The organism is Specibacter sp. NPDC078709, from assembly GCF_040686795.1.
Lineage (GTDB): Bacteria > Actinomycetota > Actinomycetes > Actinomycetales > Micrococcaceae > Specibacter.
In genome coordinates this window covers 1-17,978 of record NZ_JBFBLU010000006.1, presented here as the reverse complement: position 1 = coordinate 17,978, position 17,978 = coordinate 1, and the positions used below count along the sequence as shown (strand labels likewise).

The 17,978-nt window shown below is 59.9% G+C and carries 20 protein-coding genes; 4 read left to right on the top strand and 16 right to left on the bottom strand.

Annotated elements, in window-relative coordinates; genetic code table 11:
* Positions 1-37: 37 nt before the first annotated feature.
* From AB0P14_RS11945 to AB0P14_RS11935, 3 genes are all read right to left on the bottom strand, one after another.
* Entirely contained in the window at positions 38-820 is a 783-nt protein-coding gene (locus tag AB0P14_RS11945) for a glycerophosphodiester phosphodiesterase (RefSeq protein ID WP_363842253.1), read from the bottom strand.
* A 34-nt stretch (positions 821-854) separates the two neighbouring features.
* Positions 855-1,661: an HAD-IIB family hydrolase gene (locus AB0P14_RS11940; protein ID WP_363842250.1), complete on the bottom strand. Its 807-nt coding sequence runs from the start codon at positions 1,659-1,661 to the stop codon at positions 855-857.
* 107 nt (positions 1,662-1,768) lie between these two features.
* On the bottom strand, positions 1,769-2,734 hold the full coding sequence (locus AB0P14_RS11935) for a carbohydrate kinase (RefSeq protein ID WP_363842248.1): 966 nt from the start codon (positions 2,732-2,734) through the stop codon (positions 1,769-1,771).
* A gap of 226 nt (positions 2,735-2,960) precedes the next feature.
* On the opposite strand from AB0P14_RS11935, the gene AB0P14_RS11930 reads away from it, so the two are divergent.
* The gene (locus AB0P14_RS11930) at positions 2,961-4,064 is read left to right on the top strand and encodes a (p)ppGpp synthetase (RefSeq protein WP_363842245.1); all 1,104 of its coding nucleotides are present in this window, start codon (positions 2,961-2,963) and stop codon (positions 4,062-4,064) included.
* 3 nt (positions 4,065-4,067) lie between these two features.
* Here the strand turns inward: AB0P14_RS11930 and AB0P14_RS11925 are convergent, their stop codons facing one another.
* From AB0P14_RS11925 to AB0P14_RS11900, 6 genes are all read right to left on the bottom strand, one after another.
* Complete coding sequence (locus tag AB0P14_RS11925) at positions 4,068-4,220, bottom strand: M48 family metallopeptidase (protein WP_363842242.1); 153 nt, start codon at positions 4,218-4,220, stop codon at positions 4,068-4,070.
* A gap of 200 nt (positions 4,221-4,420) precedes the next feature.
* Positions 4,421-4,657, bottom strand: coding sequence for a hypothetical protein (locus AB0P14_RS11920; protein ID WP_363842239.1), 237 nt, complete (start codon positions 4,655-4,657; stop codon positions 4,421-4,423).
* Between the two features lie 195 nt (positions 4,658-4,852).
* On the bottom strand, positions 4,853-5,530 hold the full coding sequence (locus AB0P14_RS11915) for a response regulator transcription factor (RefSeq protein WP_363842236.1): 678 nt from the start codon (positions 5,528-5,530) through the stop codon (positions 4,853-4,855).
* A gap of 393 nt (positions 5,531-5,923) precedes the next feature.
* Positions 5,924-7,180: a histidine kinase gene (locus tag AB0P14_RS11910; protein WP_363842233.1), complete on the bottom strand. Its 1,257-nt coding sequence runs from the start codon at positions 7,178-7,180 to the stop codon at positions 5,924-5,926.
* A gap of 32 nt (positions 7,181-7,212) precedes the next feature.
* Positions 7,213-8,232: a proline racemase family protein gene (locus AB0P14_RS11905; protein WP_363842230.1), complete on the bottom strand. Its 1,020-nt coding sequence runs from the start codon at positions 8,230-8,232 to the stop codon at positions 7,213-7,215.
* 227 nt (positions 8,233-8,459) lie between these two features.
* Positions 8,460-9,062, bottom strand: coding sequence for an NADPH-dependent FMN reductase (locus AB0P14_RS11900; RefSeq protein WP_363842227.1), 603 nt, complete (start codon positions 9,060-9,062; stop codon positions 8,460-8,462).
* Positions 9,063-9,354: 292 nt separating this feature from the next.
* On the opposite strand from AB0P14_RS11900, the gene AB0P14_RS11895 reads away from it, so the two are divergent.
* Complete coding sequence (locus tag AB0P14_RS11895) at positions 9,355-9,618, top strand: hypothetical protein (RefSeq protein WP_363842224.1); 264 nt, start codon at positions 9,355-9,357, stop codon at positions 9,616-9,618.
* 69 nt (positions 9,619-9,687) lie between these two features.
* Here AB0P14_RS11895 and AB0P14_RS11890 read toward each other — a convergent pair whose 3' ends face one another.
* The 4 genes from AB0P14_RS11890 to AB0P14_RS11875 all read right to left on the bottom strand — a co-directional run bounded on the left by AB0P14_RS11890 (position 9,688) and on the right by AB0P14_RS11875 (position 12,478).
* On the bottom strand, positions 9,688-10,029 hold the full coding sequence (locus AB0P14_RS11890; RefSeq protein WP_363842221.1) for a GNAT family N-acetyltransferase: 342 nt from the start codon (positions 10,027-10,029) through the stop codon (positions 9,688-9,690).
* 19 nt (positions 10,030-10,048) lie between these two features.
* Positions 10,049-11,065 carry a pirin family protein gene (locus tag AB0P14_RS11885; protein ID WP_363842218.1) on the bottom strand — a complete coding sequence of 339 codons (1,017 nt, stop codon included), beginning with the start codon at positions 11,063-11,065 and terminating at the stop codon, positions 10,049-10,051.
* Between the two features lie 108 nt (positions 11,066-11,173).
* Positions 11,174-11,632, bottom strand: coding sequence for a carboxymuconolactone decarboxylase family protein (locus tag AB0P14_RS11880; protein ID WP_363842215.1), 459 nt, complete (start codon positions 11,630-11,632; stop codon positions 11,174-11,176).
* Between the two features lie 42 nt (positions 11,633-11,674).
* The gene (locus AB0P14_RS11875; protein ID WP_363842213.1) at positions 11,675-12,478 is read right to left on the bottom strand and encodes a substrate-binding domain-containing protein; all 804 of its coding nucleotides are present in this window, start codon (positions 12,476-12,478) and stop codon (positions 11,675-11,677) included.
* Positions 12,479-12,567: 89 nt separating this feature from the next.
* Between AB0P14_RS11875 and AB0P14_RS11870 the strand changes: the two genes are divergently transcribed.
* Positions 12,568-12,930: a DUF5997 family protein gene (locus AB0P14_RS11870; RefSeq protein WP_363842888.1), complete on the top strand. Its 363-nt coding sequence runs from the start codon at positions 12,568-12,570 to the stop codon at positions 12,928-12,930.
* Positions 12,931-13,060: 130 nt separating this feature from the next.
* On the opposite strand, the gene AB0P14_RS11865 is transcribed toward AB0P14_RS11870, so the two are convergent.
* The 3 genes from AB0P14_RS11865 to AB0P14_RS11855 all read right to left on the bottom strand — a co-directional run bounded on the left by AB0P14_RS11865 (position 13,061) and on the right by AB0P14_RS11855 (position 17,003).
* Positions 13,061-14,587: an APC family permease gene (locus AB0P14_RS11865; RefSeq protein ID WP_363842210.1), complete on the bottom strand. Its 1,527-nt coding sequence runs from the start codon at positions 14,585-14,587 to the stop codon at positions 13,061-13,063.
* A complete protein-coding gene (locus tag AB0P14_RS11860) occupies positions 14,584-15,480 on the bottom strand; it encodes a universal stress protein (RefSeq protein WP_363842207.1) in 897 nt (298 codons plus the stop codon). The genes AB0P14_RS11865 and AB0P14_RS11860 overlap by 4 nt, the downstream gene beginning before the upstream one ends.
* A gap of 80 nt (positions 15,481-15,560) precedes the next feature.
* Positions 15,561-17,003 carry an FAD-dependent oxidoreductase gene (locus tag AB0P14_RS11855; protein WP_363842204.1) on the bottom strand — a complete coding sequence of 481 codons (1,443 nt, stop codon included), beginning with the start codon at positions 17,001-17,003 and terminating at the stop codon, positions 15,561-15,563.
* 129 nt (positions 17,004-17,132) lie between these two features.
* On the opposite strand from AB0P14_RS11855, the gene AB0P14_RS11850 reads away from it, so the two are divergent.
* Complete coding sequence (locus AB0P14_RS11850; protein WP_363842201.1) at positions 17,133-17,843, top strand: TetR/AcrR family transcriptional regulator; 711 nt, start codon at positions 17,133-17,135, stop codon at positions 17,841-17,843.
* Positions 17,844-17,978 lie beyond the last annotated feature (135 nt).

The following is a 17,978-nucleotide window of genomic DNA, read 5'->3' as shown; positions in this document are numbered from 1 at the left end:
GTCCATCCTGCCACCCACAACCCACATGGCCGAAGCATTACGCCCAGTAGCCCCGCTGGCGCATGACATCGGCCAACAGATCAGCCCTGTCCGTCATGATCCCATCAACGCCCAAGTCAAAAAGCCGATTCATCTCGGCAGGATCATCAATGGTCCAGACATGAATTTTCAGTCCCAGCGAGTGCGCCCGGCGCACCGTGGCCCCAGTGACAAGTTCTAGACCTTTGTAATGTGTTGGGAGCTGCAAGACATCCACATCCCGCATGAGGAAACGAACTATCGATGCCGGGAGCCAGCGCGACACGAGAAAGTACGCCACCAGCAACCGCTTCCCCGGAGAGCTCGCCACGGGCCGGCTCAGCCCAGCCAACACCGTGCGGCGGCGCTTGTCCGAGAACGACGCCACGCAAATCCGGTCATGCAATCCGTGTTGTTCAATGGTAGCAATCAGCGGGGCCACCGAGCCGGCATCCTTGACGTCGACATTGAACCGGGCCTCCGGGAGAGCCACAACAAATTCCTCCAGCGTGGCAATGGGCTCCTGGCCGCCAATGCGCGCCTGGCGCACGTGGGAATAGGGCAGCTCGGCAATGACGCCTTGCATGTCCGTGGTGCGGTCCAACGTGGCATCGTGAAACACCATGGCTACACCGTCAGTTGTGGTGTTGATGTCCGTTTCCACGTACTGGTAGCCCAGTTCCAGCGCCGCCTTGAATGCCGCTACGGAATTTTCCAGCCCAACACGGGAGAACCCCCGGTGAGCAATGGCCAACGGCTGCGCGGGTGCCAGGAACGGCTTGGCGGGTTTGTTTCTACTCATACTCTCTGGGTTCTGTTGTTGTCGTAGTCGTTGCTCAGGCCAGGCGCAGCGCGGCCAGACGGGATTCGATGACCTGGGCAACGCCGTCGGACTCAAATCGTGGCGCCTGCAATGCGGCGGCTGCGAGCGCATCTGGATGGCCACTGGCCATGGCATAGCCGGAACCGGCCCAGGCGAGCATCTCAATATCGTTGGGCATATCTCCGAAGGCCACCACGTCGGTGGCGTCGATTCCCCGTGCTGCGGCGTATTTAGCCAGCGTCACGGCCTTATTGACGCCCAGCGGTCCCATTTCCAGCATGGCCATCGTGGGCGCAGAATGGGTGACTGCGATCAGCGAACCGATCGCCGGCGAGACGAGCTCCATGAACTCATCCGCCGTGCCGTGGTGGAGGACGGCAAGCATCTTCACGATGCCGCTATCAGCCATATCCGGTGTCAATATTCCGGGAAAATACTCTCCGCTGGCGGCCGTGCGCGCGGTCAGGAAACCCTCTTCCACATGGAAGCCCTGCAGTGACTCCAACGCAAAGTACGGTTCCGGGGCCAACCCGGAGACGATGCTGCGCACTTGGGCCACGGTGTCCCAGTCCAGAACATGTGATTCGGTGACGTGCTCGGTGGCGAGGTCGTAGCTGACGGCACCGTTGGAGCAAATGACCGTACCGGTGTGGCCAATCTGGTCCCGGATGGGATCGAGCCAGCGCGGCGGCCGTCCGGTCACAAACACAATGTCAACGCCCGCTGCGGCGGCGGCTGCGAAGGCCTCCACAGTGCGGTCGCTGATCTTTCCGTCATGGCCCAGAATGGTTCCGTCGATGTCACTGGCAATTAAACGCATACCCAAGGCTATCCAACTTCCCGCAAAGCCGGGCTTCCGGGCCTCAGACGGCTAGTCACAACAGCTCACTACAGTCCCGGGCGTGGCACAGCCGCCTAATTTTGCAGCTATTTTCTAAGTTCTGCCCGGCTGGGCGGGTTGGCTCCGGCGCGAGAGACAGTGATGGCTGCCGCACGGGCCGCATACTCGATCAGCTCACCCAGGACTGCAGTGCTGATGGCACGCAGTTCACGGCGCCGTTGCGCACCATCCAGTTCCCGATCCACAAGAGTTGAGAGCAGGGCTGCCATGAAGGAATCCCCGGCTCCGACGGTGTCCACAACTTCCACCGACGGCACCTGGCATTCCGCTTCACCGGCAGCGCACACAGCCCATGGCCCACCTGATCCTTGCGTCACAACCACGACGGCGGGACCTTCCGCGCCGCCCATCGCCAGCCACTTGCGCGCCGATTCCTTGGGGTCCACGCCGGGGTACAGCCATTCCAAGTCCTCGTCGGAGGCCTTGATGACGTCAGCCAGCCGGACAAATTTTTCTGCCTGTTGGCGGGCATGGTCAACGTCGCCAATAATGCTGGGGCGGCAGTTGGGATCGTAAGCGATGGTGGCATGCGGATGCGCTGAAACAACGGCGGCCAGCACGTGCGCTTCACCGGGGGCCAGCATGGTGGCAATGGACCCGGTATGCAGCAGAGTTGTCCCGTTCAGCATGAACTGGCTGGCACTTTCCGCCGGTCCGCCGGAGGTGGACTCACTGCTTGTTGCCAACGAAGGCAGCGTCCAGTCCAGAGCGAATTCGTAACTGGCAGCGCCGTCAGTGTCCAGCACCGCTCGGGCCACGGAGGTGGGGAGTTCATCCGGCGCCAGTGGCACCAGAACATCATTAGTTTTCAAGTGACCTGCCACCATGTCCCCATAGGCGTCTTTGCCGATACGGCCAAGGAATTGCACTGGGTGTCCCAAACGGGCCAAGCCCACGGCTACGTTCATGGGGCTCCCGCCCACATGGGGCACTGGTGCCTTTCCGGCTTGCACAACTTCATCTACCAAGGCTTCGCCAATAACAGTCAACATGGCACTAGCCTACGATGCCACCGGATTCCTACACTCTCATTTGAGCCATGTCGGCACTGCTGGATGCAGTGCGTCTGAAGCGCGGTGTAAAGCAAGCTGCCAAGTAAGTTGCAAAACACTCCGTAGCGAGCGTTCGGGGCGAAATCGGCCCTCACTTCTGCTATTTTTCTGTCATACGCGGCATTGCGGTTCGCTTGCAGCCCACACTGCCGTTTAAGCTCTGTTTATGAGTAGTAATTGGGAACGACTCGATGAATCACTGCGCCCAGCCGTCAGCGCCTCTATCGCCGATTTTGAACGCACCCGACCGGCCCTGATCCAATTGACCGCTGAGATGGAGTCACTCATTCGTGAGGTCCTCTCTGAGGCTGAGGACAAACCCCTGTTTGTCACCAGCCGCACCAAGTCCGTGGAATCATTTCGCGAAAAAGCATCACGGATGGTGTCCGAACCCGACGCCGCCCCTGCCCTGCAGTTCCCGGAGCCATTGAAGAACCTCACCGACATGGTGGGCGTTCGCGTTATCACCACCCTGCCCGGCGAGAACGCGCAGGCGGCAAACCTGATCAAACGCCAGCGCAGCATCTTTGACTGCCGTGGCGACACAGAGAAGGATATTGGCTCGATCGAGTCCGGCACCTACGGCTACTCCAGCCGCCACTTGATCCTGCGCACCATCCAAAGCGAAGTAGTCCGCAACTACCAGGCGTTGCTGGATCCGGATACTAAGCCAAACGGCAGCTACTTTTTCGAATGCCAGATCCGCACCATCTTCGCTCACGCTTGGAGCGAGATTGAGCACGACATCCGCTTCAAGTCCCAGGATCCGCGCGCCTGGAGCCCCTATTTTGACCGGCAGTTCACTGCCACGGCAGCCATGCTGGAGACTGTGGAATCGGCGTTTTCCGAGCTTCACGACAGGTATGAAACGGTCACCAGCTACTGGGATACCGAAGGTGAGGGCAACGTTTCGCTGACCCCGAACCGGATCAAGGCCGTGTGGCAAACGCTGCTACCGCATGTTGATCGCAAGGCTGGTGACGACTGGGGCTGGGCGGCTGAGCTGGTGGCCGCGCATGGGCTGGGCAAGACCGTGGATCTGGCCGCCCTCCTGCAGCCGCAGATCATCTCCAATGTCCGCAGGGCCCTGGAACACAGGTACTCCCCCGGCCCGGACAGGCTCTTGGATGATCTGCTGTTGTGGCAGTTTGGTGAAAGCCACATTGACCTCACCGCAGAGGAAGCCGGAACAGAACAAACCCCGCGCCGCGACAGCCTGATCCGCCGTCACCAGCAGATGCAGCGCTATCGCAAGGCGCAGGGTTTCTAGTTCCTACGCCATGAACTTCTCCAGCCTGTCCTTGCGTAGCTCCCAATCAGGCATGACACGGCTCAGCAGTTGGTAAAACTCACGGCTGTGGTTCGGGACCTTCAAGTGGCAGAGCTCGTGCGTGATGACGTAGTCGATCCCCGCCAGCTGTCCCACACGGAGCGCCCTCGGGCTTCATGCTCCGATACAAAATGTTCGACGAAGTGAACTCACTTGGGGTCGGAAACCGCACCTGGCACGCCGTCAACACACTATTTTTGTAGTTGAGGCACTAAAAATCTATAGAAAAAGCTAGGGCACCGCCTAAAAATTAGACGATGCCCTAGCCAAACGTGCCTGGCCTTCTAACGCGTTACTTAGCAGAGTTTCCAGCCAAAGATATTGCAGGGGAGGAACATAATTCCGTAGGTGGTGGCCACATTTCCGGAAATTGCGCCGCCCAAGCCCATGCCACCGGATGAGTTCACGGGTGCCGAGATGCTGGTTGCGGGTGCTTCGAGAGTGCTGGCCTGGGCCGGGGACAGTCCTGGAGCCATGATGAGTCCGGCTGCGACAACTGCTGCAATGCCTGCGGAAGCAAATGGTTTTTTCATGGAGATGCCCTTTTCGGTAGCGGAGTTTTGTGCCGCGATCGGCGACGGTGCTCCTAGCCTAAGGCTCAGCACGCGCGAACGATACGCAGAACAGAGCATTTGGCCCTATCCTTTTGGTTAGTCTTTTCGGCCCATGTTCCCGATAGCACCGTATTCATGCCTAACCACAGGAAAGAAGCGGGTTAGCGAAGCTGACTAAGCGACCAATCCTGAGCGCAATGCCGTGACAACCAGTTGCAGGCGGTCTCGTGTGGAAAACTTCCGGCCTAATCTGACTAGGTGGTATTTCACTGTCGATTCGGAGAGATAGAGTTCGGCGGCGATCTCGCTGTTGCTGCGCCCGTCGCACAGCAACTTCAGCACCTCTTCCTCGCGGCCCGTCAGTTCAATGGACGATTCCGTCCGCGCGGCCGGTCTGCTGCCGCGAAGGTCCTCGATGAGCAGATGGGCAACTGCCGGATCAATGGGGCAATCGCCTGCGTGAACGTCTCTGACGGCGGCCACGATTCGTTCCGGTTCAGCATCCTTAACCACATATCCCCCGGCGCCAGCCAGAAGTGCCGCTCTGAGGTGGACGTCGGAGATGTGGCCGGTGACCACCAAGATTCCAATCTCCGGATTCTGCGCAACGATGTTGCGAATGGCGGTAACGCCGTCCATGACAGGCATCTGAAGGTCAATGAGCAACACGTCCGGACTATGCTCCTGAACAAGACGGATGGCATCCTCACCATTCTCGCCTTCGCCCAGAACCACTAAATCCTTGGTTTGGGACAGGTACGTGCGTAGCGCACCACGCACAAACTTTTCGTCGTCAACAATGACTACGTTAACACTGTCAGTACTCTGGTTATCTTCGGCCAACTCGTTCATGCAGACAGTCTACGTAGCTGCGGCGATGGAAAGACGCGCATTGCTCCGGGTCAGCGTGTGGGATTCGGAAATGAGCCACTCGGCCAGATGCCGGACGGCTTCGACTTGCCGCTCATTACTGCCTTGCGGCCTGCTGGTACGTGTTTTGCATTCATAATGATCTCCAAGATCGCGGAATAGACATTTGTAACGCCGGCCCTCCAACGTGGCCCGATGTCCCCGATAACATCGACGCTACGCAGGCGCACTATGCCTTTCAATGTCAAAGGACCAGGACTGTCCACTTGGACGATGATTTGAACGCCCAAACGGAGAGATTTGGCCACTTGGCCAAGCCTCTCCTTGATTCGGCGAGGCGGTCTGCCCCCGGTTCGCTTCGGCAGGCCGAGAGTGCTACCGCAAGGACTGGCGATCCTTGAACGGCAGGACCGTGCGGACACGCCACCAGCCGTCGTCGGGCCCCGCCTCGAGGGTGCCTCCCAGCCGCGAAGCTCTTTCCTGCAATCCGGCCAGTCCGGTGCCGGAGACGGGAAGCCGAGGCTTGCCCGGCGTCATGCGGCTCTGGATCACTAACTCAAGGTGGTTATCCGCCACATACATGGAAATCTCGCATCTGGCCCCCTTCCCAGAATGCTTGACTATATTGGTGGTACTTTCCTGCAAAATCCTCAAGACCGTGGGACGGAGGCCATTTGGAGTGTCATCCAGATTCCCGGAAGTCTTGATACTGGTGGGGCAGCCGAGGCCGCTGAGCCGTTTCTGGGCATCGGCAAAACTGCCATCCAAGTCGATACAGGCCACACTGGGCAAAAGTCCGGCATCCTGCGCGGGTGCCCCTTCGGCAGATCGCTCGTCCGCGCGCATGGCGACGATCAACCGTCGGAGATCATCCAAGGAGTTTCTGGCCATGGAACCAATCTCGGTGAGGGCGTGTTCCTTGGCCAGCTCTTCCTTGGAGATCTTGCCAAGGTTTGCCTGGACCGCAATCATGGTCAAGCCGTGTGTGACAACATCATGAAGTTCACGGGCCAATTCAGCACGCTGTTCAACGGCGGCTGCAGCCGACTTTTCATCGGCGGCCTTTTGTTCACGCGCTACTTGGAGAGCCCTCTCGCGGAGCAACTTGATGGCTAGGCCGGGTGCCGTGAGGAGCAGAGTGACCGGTATATATCCCCACAGTTGCGTTATTCCTATGTGCGCAACAAACAGTACCCAGACAATTTGCCATACCAGGAAGCTACCCACGATGACGGCAAGCGAGCGCAGGGAAACCCGGTAGGCAGCCACGGCAATGGCCCCGAAAGCCGCCAGTAGAGGCCCGGCAATCAAGTCTTGCGGCAGCATCGTGGCCAGTTGGAGCACAAACAGTGCGGCGACCCATTGTGGCCGAAAGGCTAGCGCCATCCAGACGGTCCAGTAGGCAACTGTGCAGGAAATCAATAGCCAGGGAATCTGACCTCCCGGACCAGTCTGGACAGACAGACGCACATCGTCAAAAGCAGAAACCGTCACGAAAACGGCAATGACGAACGCAATCCACATGGAAAGCGGCGAATGCCCTACTTGCAGCATTTCCGAAAGCCCAAATTTCCGCCACTTCCGAGGAATTTGCAGCGACGGACCGGTATGGGGGCGAAGGGATTCAGTCACTGGGCTATCGTCCCAGAAAGCGGACGGTGCCGCTACCGCAGAACAAATCCCAGCCCCAGCTCGTCATCGGCGTCCAAAGTGAATTTTCCCTCCCCTACAGGGAAAGACCGCCCACTGACCTCCACCACGAGTCCTCCCGCTGGCCCATCAACCCGGTCCACAACCCGTGCCGCAAAGCGCGAATCAATGATGGAATAATGCTCCAGGCCCTCTCCTTCAGCCAACTCCCCCGAATCGCTAAGCAGAGCCACACGCGCTGCCGTGCCTGATCCACTGGGCGAACGGGCCACCTGCCCGTCTGCAAAAACACTCACATTACGTTGCCTCAATCCGGGCCCGGACGCCGGCATTGGCTCGTGGAAAATGGTGCCATAAATGCCATGTTGCCAGGCGTCTAGGTGGTGCTGCGCTGCAGGATGATCGGCGAGTCCTGCGGTCACCTGATGAGCTGCTGCAACTGTCCTTGCCAAGTTCGACGGCGCCACCTCCAGTCCCGCTGCGGCGGCCGGCACCGAGGCATACAGCGCCCCACTCCAGGCCAGGTCTACGCGCAGACGCCCAAAATCAGCCGTCTTGACCTCAATGTCCCTAGCCACCACATAGGAGGGAACATTGTGAAACCCCACCTCATGAACTTTCCCCTCTGCCATGGTCACCCGAGCCGTGACGCGACCCGAAGGAATATCAATCACAACGTCAGTCTCGCCGTCGTCCGGGGCACGGACCAGACCGCTGCGTACTGCCCAGGTACCTAACGCCATGGTGCCGTGGCCACACACTGTGGAAAAACCCTCACGGTGCCAAAAGATGGCTCCGAAATGGGCACCCGGATCATCTGGCGGCACCACGAAGCCGCCGTACATATCGGCGTGACCCCGCGGTTCATTGACCAGCAACTTACGGATCTTGTTCGCATCCCCCTCGATGGCACGTTCACGTCGTTCGCGCGCCGTCGTGCCCTCGATCAGGATGGGCAGCGCCGGCACAATCCGGAAAGGCTCCCCTGCCGTGTGATAGTCAAAGGTTTCAATTTCCCACAGTGCCGCTTTCATAGCTGTCTCTCCCTTAGGCTGACAAACCAAGCTTGGGCGGATACTTCCCCATTTGTGGTCAATATGGCACGGCACATTTGGCCTGTCAATGATCCACCAGGAACTACGGTTCTGCCGCACGAGGCTACTGCGTTGAATGTCCATGGCAAACGCCGGTCCCCACGTGAGTGTGGGAGCCGGCGTTTTTGTACTGCACCGTTCTTGGTGCGGTGAATCTGGGTGGTGAATTACTTGCTGGTGGAAGGGTGCTCGTCACCAATGTGACCCGGAGCGTTAACGGCCAGAACCCGGGCCACAAAGGCGCCGTATTCGTCCATGTAGTGCTTCAGAAACTCCCTCGTTCCCTCATTCTTGACCTCGCCGTCGTCTCCATAGTCTGCAGCGTTAAAGCTGATGTAGGCCTCCGGCGAGTTGAGCTGCGGCGCGTCCAAGAAGCTGAGGACACTGCGCATTGAGGACTGCATGACGGCGGTACCGATGCCGCCGGGGGACGCACCGATGATGCCTGTGGGCTTACGGGCAAAGGAGTTGGTGCCCCAGGGCCGGGAAGCCCAGTCGATGGCATTCTTCAAGGCGCCGGGGATGGAGCGGTTGTACTCCGGCGAGACAAAGAGGATTCCGTCAGCGGCGGCGATGGCTTGCTTCAAAGCTTGCCCCGCTGGCGGATAATCACTATCAAAATCCGAACTGTACAGAGGCAGGTCCCCGATGGGGATCTCGGTGAATTCAAGCTCCGGAGGTGCCAGGCCGATCAAGGCCTTGGAGAGGGTCCGGTTGATGGAACCGCTGGCGAGACTTCCGACGAAGTAGCCGATTTTGTAGGTGGCCATTGCTTTCTTCCCTATCTGCTGATGCCGCACGGAGTGAGTGTTTCACTAGCCCGTGCACCATGCCGAACTGCTGATGGTTGACGCGATTTCGAGCTTAGTCCTGCGCGGTTACGGTAACTAGGGGGCCGAGCGGATGGATAGGGCTCTATGGGTAGCGCTGCATGGATAGGGCAACCCATCGACGACACTGGCAGGGCCGGGATAGATTCTTAGTAATCGCTCAGCCGGAATCCCCCGGTAACAGCGAACCACTCGCGGTTAGACCGCAAACTTTTAGAAAAGGACGAACATCATGGCAATGCTAGGTAGCGATCCCCAGGACATGGCAGAACTGGTTTCCAAGTTGGCTTCAGCCATCGACCAGATCACCACTGCAATGAGCACCCTCGACGGCAAGGCACAGTCCGTCCGCTGGGAAGGCCCCGACGCCAACCGCTTTAAGGGCACCACGTGGCCCACATCCAAGAAGCAGCTCAACAGCGTCATCAACGATCTGACCCAGGTCAAGACCTTGGTGAACAAGCAGAAGATGGAACAGATCTCAGCTTCACGCTAAATCTCAGCACCCACCAATATCCCGCAGCAGCGCTTGTTGATTCAACATCCGCTCCTGCGGGATATTTGTTTAAGCCGAGCTCACCGCGGCTATGTGTTCAGGGCCTACCGGAATTGCATGCTGCTGAAACTCGGGATGTTTGCGTAGGTAGACCTTGATATAGGGGCAAACAGGCACCACTTTCAAGCCCTCCGCAATGGTGTCCTCAAGTGCAAAGTGGGCCAGCTTTCCAGCCAGACCCTGGCCTGCGTAATCGTCGTCGACCGTGGTGTGGAAAAAAATCCGCTCCGGGCTGGCGTCACGCTCAAATGACAACCAATGTGCCTTGCCAATGACCTTATCGCCGTCGAGAAGCTCGTACCGATGACGGCTGGAGTTCTGCCGCACGGTGATCGTTGATTCGTTGGGCATGGAGTCTCCTATGGGTGGTTTAACCGCGCGGGCGTAGCTGAACGTTGGGAAGTCCGGGCGCAGGAAGCGGGGCCGGTCGGTGCTCGGGGAACGGACCGAAACGTGGGTAGGGCGCGCCGTCAGGGTAGCCTCCGTCTTGCTCCAACGGCAGTGCCGGTTCGGCGCCGATCTCGGCTTGCCAAGCGGCTCGGTAGGCCACAACTTCCTCGTGGTTTCTGCCGATGAAATTCCACCACATGACGATCTTCTCACTCAGGGGTTCCCCTCCTATGAGAAGCACCCGAACAGGGTTGTTACCAGTCTCCAGCACCATGTTCGAGCGTCCGAGAGGTAGGTACACAAGATGATCCACGGGTACGTGCTCGCCGTCCAGCTTCAGGTCCCCGGTGTCCAGCAGAACCCCGTATTCAAAAGCCGGGTCCAATTCAAGTTCCAGCTTTGCACCGGCACGCAGCACCGCCTCTGCACCCAGCAAGGGCGGCGTGTAGGTCTCCACCGGCGAAGTTGAACCCGCTAAGGAGCCAAGAAACACCCGCAATTCCGTGCCGTCACCAATGACCGGTTCCGGAACGTAATGCGAAAAGGTTGGTGGCATGTGCCTGGTTGCATCAGGCAGTGCGTACCAGAGCTGCGCACCGTGGAGAACGGTTGTGTCTGGGGTTGAGAACTCTTGATGCGAGATGCCGCGGCCGGCGATCATCAAGTTCACTTCACCAGGACGGACGACGGCGGCGAATCCCGCCGAGTCAAGGTGATCGATCTTGCCGGAGAACAACCAGCTAACCGTGGCCAGTCCGGTGTGGGGGTGGCGCGGTACGTGCATCCCGCCGGTGGCAGGGACCAGATCGGGACCGTAATGATCCACGAAGCACCAAGCCCCGATGAGGCTGCGGCGCTTTTGCGGCAGGGTTCGGCGAACGTCCATGGCCCGGACTCCGCCTAGCGGGACCGCCCGTGGCGGGAGCACCTCGGAATCGCCAACATTTTGTTCGAATTCACAGATCACTTCATCGGGAGTGGTTTCGAGGTTGCTCATGGGGCCAAGTCTAGGACCACCGCGGCCGCAAGACCCGGCACGCGGCGGATCGGGAGGGCGCGCGGCGGATCGGGAGGGCGTGGGGCGAGCAGCGGGAGGGTGTGGGGGCTACGCTCGGGCTCGAACGGGGTGCTGGCTCATGATGGAGACGCGGTTGAACGAATTGATAGCAATGCCGGCCCACTGTAGTGCTGAGAATTGCTCATTCGTCAGCACCGTTCGGGCTTGTTGGAGCTCCTCTTGCCTCGAATCGCTATCGCCCAGGAGTGCAGCAGCTTCACCAATCAAGAGCGCCGCCCGCTCAAGCTCGGAGAAGACTTCGGTTTGTCGCCACACTGGCAAAACCGCGAGCTGTTGGCTGCTCACCCCGGCGTCCAACGCGTATCGGCTGTGCATGTCTAAGCAAAAGGCGCACCCGTTGATCTGAGAGACGCGCACGTTCAGAAGTTCCACAACGGATCGTGGAATATCAGAAGCGTCCGTTGCTGACTTCACCTTGAGAGCTAGTCCATTCAGTGCCCGCCAGCTTCCGGGGTCGGACTTATCCAGAAAAAAGTGTTCGGTCATCGAGATCGCGCTCCTTGGAATCTGGCAAATGGAAGGGGTGAGTCAGCGCCGGCCGCGCTTTGCGGCCCGAGCCTTGCCGCCTGGCCGGCCACCGCCGCGCAAATTAGCCCCGGCCGACTTTCCCTTGGCAGCAGGGGTGCGTGCCGACGTCGTACTTTTTCCAGTCTTGGCGCCCTTCTTAGGGGCAGCATCCTGCTTGGCCTGCACGGAAGGCTGGCGCGAGCTGTTGGCGCTGCGGCCGCGCACCACGCCAATAAACTCCTGGATGACGGCCTCATCTTCGGCGGGCAGCGGCTGGAACGAGTCAATCCATGCCAAGGCGATGCTGGTCTCGGCAACGCCATGGAGTAAGCGTGAACGCAGGGTCTTGCGGCTGAAATGACGGCCCACGGACATGGGCAGGATCAGGATGCCGAGCCCGGCTTCGACCAGATCCAGAGCCTCTTCGATGGAGGCCATGGGCGGCAGGGGTTTGCGGGTGCCGGCGGCGATTTCGGTGGAAATATCGCGCCATTCCGGGAAATTATCCGGGTCGGCTAGGAGGTATTCATCGGCCAGATCCGCTACGTCCAACTCGTCGAAGGCAGCGATGGGGTGATCCTTGGGCGCCACCACCACGGAGAGTTCGTTGTAGAGCGGAATGACGTGCAGTCCCGTCTTGTCTACGGGCAATCGAACGAACGCCATGTCGACTTCGCCAGCGCGCACGGCGTCCAGCTGGCGGGATTCGGGCACTGGTGTGGAGACGAGCGGCACGCCAGGCATGCGCTCCTCCCAGCGGTGGATCCACTTTCCGGGGGTCACACCCGGGACAAAGGTCACTGTAAGTTCGCGGGATTCAGACACCTGTTTACCCTAACGCACCGCTTTGCCCTAAACTACCGTCCGCGCACCGGTACCCTTGATGTATGAGCATTAATCCTTCCCCCCAAGCCATGAAATCCGCCACAGCGGCCAAGAAGCTGGGCATCCATCTGCCCGCGGCTCCCGCAGAATTCCAAGAGAACGCGATCAGCCGGGAGGACTTTAAGGTTTTGCAGGACACTCCCCCGGAGTGGCTCGCCGAACTGCGCCGCAACGGACCGCACCCCCGCCCCGTGATTGCGCAGAAGTTGAACATCTCCATTGGTGGCCTCAACCGCTCCAACATCACCGAGCCACTCACGACAGCGGAGATCACCGCGCTACTGCAGGCTCCCCCCGCGTGGCTGGTTGAGGAGCGCGCCGTGCACGCCAAAGCACGCGCCGAAGCCAAGCTGGCCAAGGACCGCGAAGCAGCCCGCCGCCCGAAGAGCTAGCCTGACCGTTCCGGCAGTCAGGTCTCCCGCGCTGGGATCTTAAATGCCGCCGTTCCCGCAATTTGCCACCTGGTCTACCTGTGGCAAATTGCGGGAACGGCGGCATTTTTCGTGGGGTAGGGCCGTTGAGTTACGGGTTGTACGGCTGGCTGGCCCGGCTGAGGACCTGGCCCTTGAAGAACTCCGGGTGGCGCCAATTCATAATCAGCATCAAGACTGCGCCCAACAGAATCACGCCGGCACCGAGGATAAACACCAGACCGAGGCCGGCAATATTGGAGCCCGATCCGTAGTCGGGATCCATGGAGTCGTAAGCGGTCTTGAAGAACATGACCAATAAGATGACTCCGCCCACCAACGGCGCCAAGAACTTGAACAGGAAGCTCCGGATTCCGTGGAACGCTTCTGCATGGAAATACCACACGCAGGCCAGTGCAGTGATGCCGTAGTAGAAGCAGATCATCATGCCCAAGGCCGTGATGGTGTCCCACAGAGCATTCTCCGAGAGTGTGCGGGTAATAACATAGAAGGCCGCCGCAGCAATGGCCGCCGCAATGGTGGCGTAGCTAGGCGACTTGTAGGTGGGGCTGATCTTGCCAAAGCTCTTGGGCAACGCCTTGTAGTGCCCCATGGACAGCAACGTTCTGGCCGGGGATACAAACGTTGACTGCAACGACGCTGCGGACGAACTCAAGATGGCCAACGACATCAGAATCGCGAAGGGCCCCATAACCGGTCCAGCCAGAACAGCGAAGATGCTGCCCTGGTTTTCCGGGTTGCCTGCGCCCAGCCCCTCCGTGCCAATGCCCGCGAACGCCAGCGTGGCCAAAGAAACTGTCATGTAAATGACCATGATCACCACCACCGTGACGGTGGCCGCCCGGCCCGGTGTCTTTTCCGGGTTCTTGGTTTCCTCATTCATGGTTAGGGTGACATCCCAGCCCCAGAAAATAAAGATCGACAAGGAAACACCAGCAGCAAACTGCGAGAAAGACTCCACGGCGAAGGGGTTAAACCAATCGGCCTGGATAGCTGTGGCGTCAAAGGCCGTGCCGTTAGCCACATGGGCGAATGCGGCAATAGCAAACCACCCCAACACCAACAGTTGGAATGCCACCAGAACGTACTGGAACGTCTTAGTAGTTTCCATGCCGCGGTAGGAAATCCAGCAGGCACCGGCAATGAAGACCAAGGTTGTGGCGATATTCAGCGGGAGCACGGTGGTTAGATCGGCTAAGGAATCGTTGCTGAAGACTTGGGCCAGCATCAGGTAGAAGAAGTCCACCGCCACGGCCGCCAGGTTGGACAGCACAATGATGGTTGCTGCGATCAAGCCCCAACCGCCCATCCAACCAAGCCACGGCCCAAAGGCGCGCGATGCCCATGTGAAGGAGGTCCCGGCGTCGGGCATGGCATTGTTCAGTTCTCGGTAGCCCAGCGCCACGAGCAGCATCGGGATGAATCCGACCAGGAAGATGGCCGGCAGGTGCACGCCCACCTCGGACACCGTGGGGCCTAGTGCGGCCGTCAAGGTATAGGCCGGCGCGATGCAGGAAACGCCAATCACGACGGCGCCAATCAACCCTACCGATCCGGCTTTCAGGCCCTTCTCGCTCAGCCCGGTAGTGGTTTTTGTGGCAGTTTCTCGGTTACTCATAACGTGGCCTCTTCGTCTGAAAGTGCGAAGTCGCGCGGGACCACGATCATGGGGACCGGCAGTGCGCGCAGGATGCGGTTGGCGGTGGCGCCTAAGAAGATCGATTTGTTCTGGGCCAGCCGGCTGGAGCCAATCATCAACAGCTCCCCGTCCTCCCAGTCGAGCCGGTCCACGGCGTCCTCAATACTCCGCCCGGTGCCAACCACAACCTCGAGTTTGAGTGTTTCCAGCTCTCCGGGCTCCAGATCCTGACTGGCTTCGGCAACGCCGCGCAGGTGGGCCCGGGCGTCATCCACAGAAGCGCCAGGCTCGCTGGCCCCGGGGCCGTCATTGCCAAGGGCCACGAGGGAAATCAGCCGCAAGGGCAGGCCCCGGCGTTTGGCCATTGCGACGCTAACGGTGAGGACTTCTTCGGCCCCGATGCGAGTGCCCAGTGCGCAGGTCAGGCGTGTGATGGGTTCAGTACGGCTGTAACCCGACGGGGCAAGCGCCACCGGAATCATCGAAGCGTGCAGTAAAGAGCTGGCAACCGAACCGATGGAGAACCGCTTGAACAGCCCAGTGCTGCTGGCCCCAATGACCAACAGACCAGCTCCCAACTCTTGCGCTGCAGCAATGAGCGCTTCAGCCTCGGATTCTCCGCGCTGGATGTGAGCCTGAGCTGGGACGTCGTCCGGGATCAGGGCCAAACCCTCCTCTACCCACTGCGAGATCTGTTGGGACATGATGTCGCCGATGCCTGAAACCGGCGGGTACGCCCCGTTGTAGGGAGAGTCTTGGGGCATCACCATGACCAGATCCAAGGCGGCACCCTGCCGGCGGGCCAAGGCCACGGCCAGGTTGACGGCATCGCCGCCACGGGCGTTGGCCGTATATCCAACTACATACCGCATAAGGGTCCTCCTCAGGACTTCGTTGTCGCTAAGAGAAACAGCTCAGAGATGTCGCTAATTAGTGCTGGTGAACCGGTGTGCTAGGCCAGTTCTTTAATCAGGGCGGCGGCGGTGAACTGTCCCATGCGGACGGCACCGTCCACGTGTTGGTAGCCCTCGGCGGCCAAATCCGAGCAGGACCAATGAATCGGGCCTACGGGGGTGAGCTGATCCGGGCCGTAGCGGTGCAGGCCGCCCAGATCGTAACTGGCCGCATAGGCACCACGGGTCCACTCTTCCGAACCCCAATCGGATTCGTAGTAGACCACCGGTTCCCCAGCGCCATCGCCGAGGAACTCCGCAAGGGACGCGGTAATTTCCTTCTTCCGCTGCTCCGGCGAAAGCGTGAAAGCGTAGTCGGCCTTTTCATCGGAAACGAAGCCAACCAGCGTGCCGCGGGGGTCCTGGTGGTTTGTGTTGTCGTAGACCTCCTGAACCAACGAGGAGGCACTAAAGCCGGTGCCGGACAGCCCGTCTTTCCGCCAGAACGGGGTTTCATAGACCGCATGAACCTTGATGACCAAACCCAAGGATTGGTGCTGATGCATCTGGTGCTGGCGCCGCGGCAGCGGCGGATCGAAGGAGACCCGGCTGTAGAGGTTGGGCGGAACGGCCATGATCACACGCTTGGCGGTGACGGTAGCGCCGTCGGCAATCACGGTGGCGAGATATTCGGCGTCGTTCTTCTCCCAACGGACGGTCCGGGCCGGGGAATTGAGGATGACATCGGCACCGAGCTCGGCGGCGATCGCGAGGGATACGCCCTGCATGCCGCCCACCACGCGCTTGTCGAGGATGAAGTTGTCGTCGACGAGGTTGCTGAAGGAGCCGGCGGAGGACGCCATGAAGACCGCCTGCAAAGCCGAGAAGGCGTGGGCGGGTTTGGTCAGCATGCCGCCGGCGATGAACAGGCCGATGTTATTGCAAGCCTCCTCATCGTTACTCTGGGTCCGCAGCCAGTGATGAAAGGAGATGATGTCCAGCTCGCGGGCCTGCGGATGGTCCCAGGGTTTGGCCGGATCCATCGCGGCGGCGAGTTCATCCAAGACGGCGATGAGCTTGTTCATTTGCTCCTCGGTGCCGGCGCTGACGGGGAACATTTCACCTGTGTAGCGCGTGCGCGTGCCGTCGGGGGCGATATACACACTGTCGCCGTCGCGGTAGCGCGAGTAGGTGTCCAGGCCAAGTTCCTCGAGCAGTCCAATCAGTGCCGTCTGGTCCGGAGAGACCCACTGGCCGCCAATTTCCAGCCAGGCGCCGTCGATCGTGTTGGACCAGGTGCGTCCACCCACTCGGTCGCGGGCTTCCAGGACGGCCACACTCAGGCCCGCCTTTTTCAGTTCATGCGCGGCGGTCAGGCCTGATGGTCCGGCGCCGATGATAACGACGTCTCGCTCGATCCTGACGGGATTGTCTGCCGATGTCATTGCTTCCCTCTCTTGCAAAACTTCAGTGATGCCCTTCACTAAATGAATGGCGTTCATTTAGAATAGACTGTAACGGACGTCACTGCTGCCGTAAAGGGGCTGGCCAAAGAAAATAAGAAAACTGCGCCTAGGTGCCTGAAGAAGTTGCGCGAGGAGATTGCGTAAGGATAAGGACGGGGATTTACCTTGGTTGAGACCGCAGATCTGCATCATCAAGCACGACGCCGGGCGGGCCGCCCCCCGCAGGCATTGCTGAGTTCTGCGAGGATCACCAAGGCTGCCCTGAAGCTGATCAGCCACGACGGTTATAAGGGTTTGACCATGGCAGCCCTGGCCAAATCGTTGCATGTGGCGCCATCAGCCCTTTACAACCATGTGCGTTCAAAGCAGGACGTATTGCTGCTCGTGGAGGATCACCTCATGGGCCGCGTGGATGTTTCCGCGTTCAGAAACGAGCCATGGGAATCCGCGGTGGCCAGTTGGGCGCGGTCCTATCGGGATGTTTTCGCCGCGCATTTGCCGCTGATCCCCGTTATTGCGCTACTGCCGGTCACCAATGCACCGGCCACCATCACCATGTATGAGGCCGTGACACAAGGCTTTCTTGCTGCCGGCTGGCAGCGTGAATCCATCATTGACGCCATCGTGGCCTTGGAATCATTCATTTACGGATCTGCCTACGACGTCACCGCACCGGATGACATTTTCGACGTCGGATCCCTCGCCTCGGAGGCACCCCACTTCAGCGACGCCGTGCAGCACAGGGGGCTGGGCCCTTCGCCCGGAACGGGCCGGGCCAATGACGCCGACGCCGCGTTCGCGCTGGGACTCAAAGCAATGATCGCCGGACTAGCAGCAACGTTGGGGCCCGGCTCCTGTACAGCTGTCCGAACCTAAAAAGACGGCGTTGGCGGGTCATGACGGTCTTATAAGACCGTCAAGCAGGTGCCACATTGCTCCATGCCGCACCCATGTTCCATCTGGCCGACCTCGCCGCCTGGTCTGGAATGACCATTTTGGGCGGCACCCACG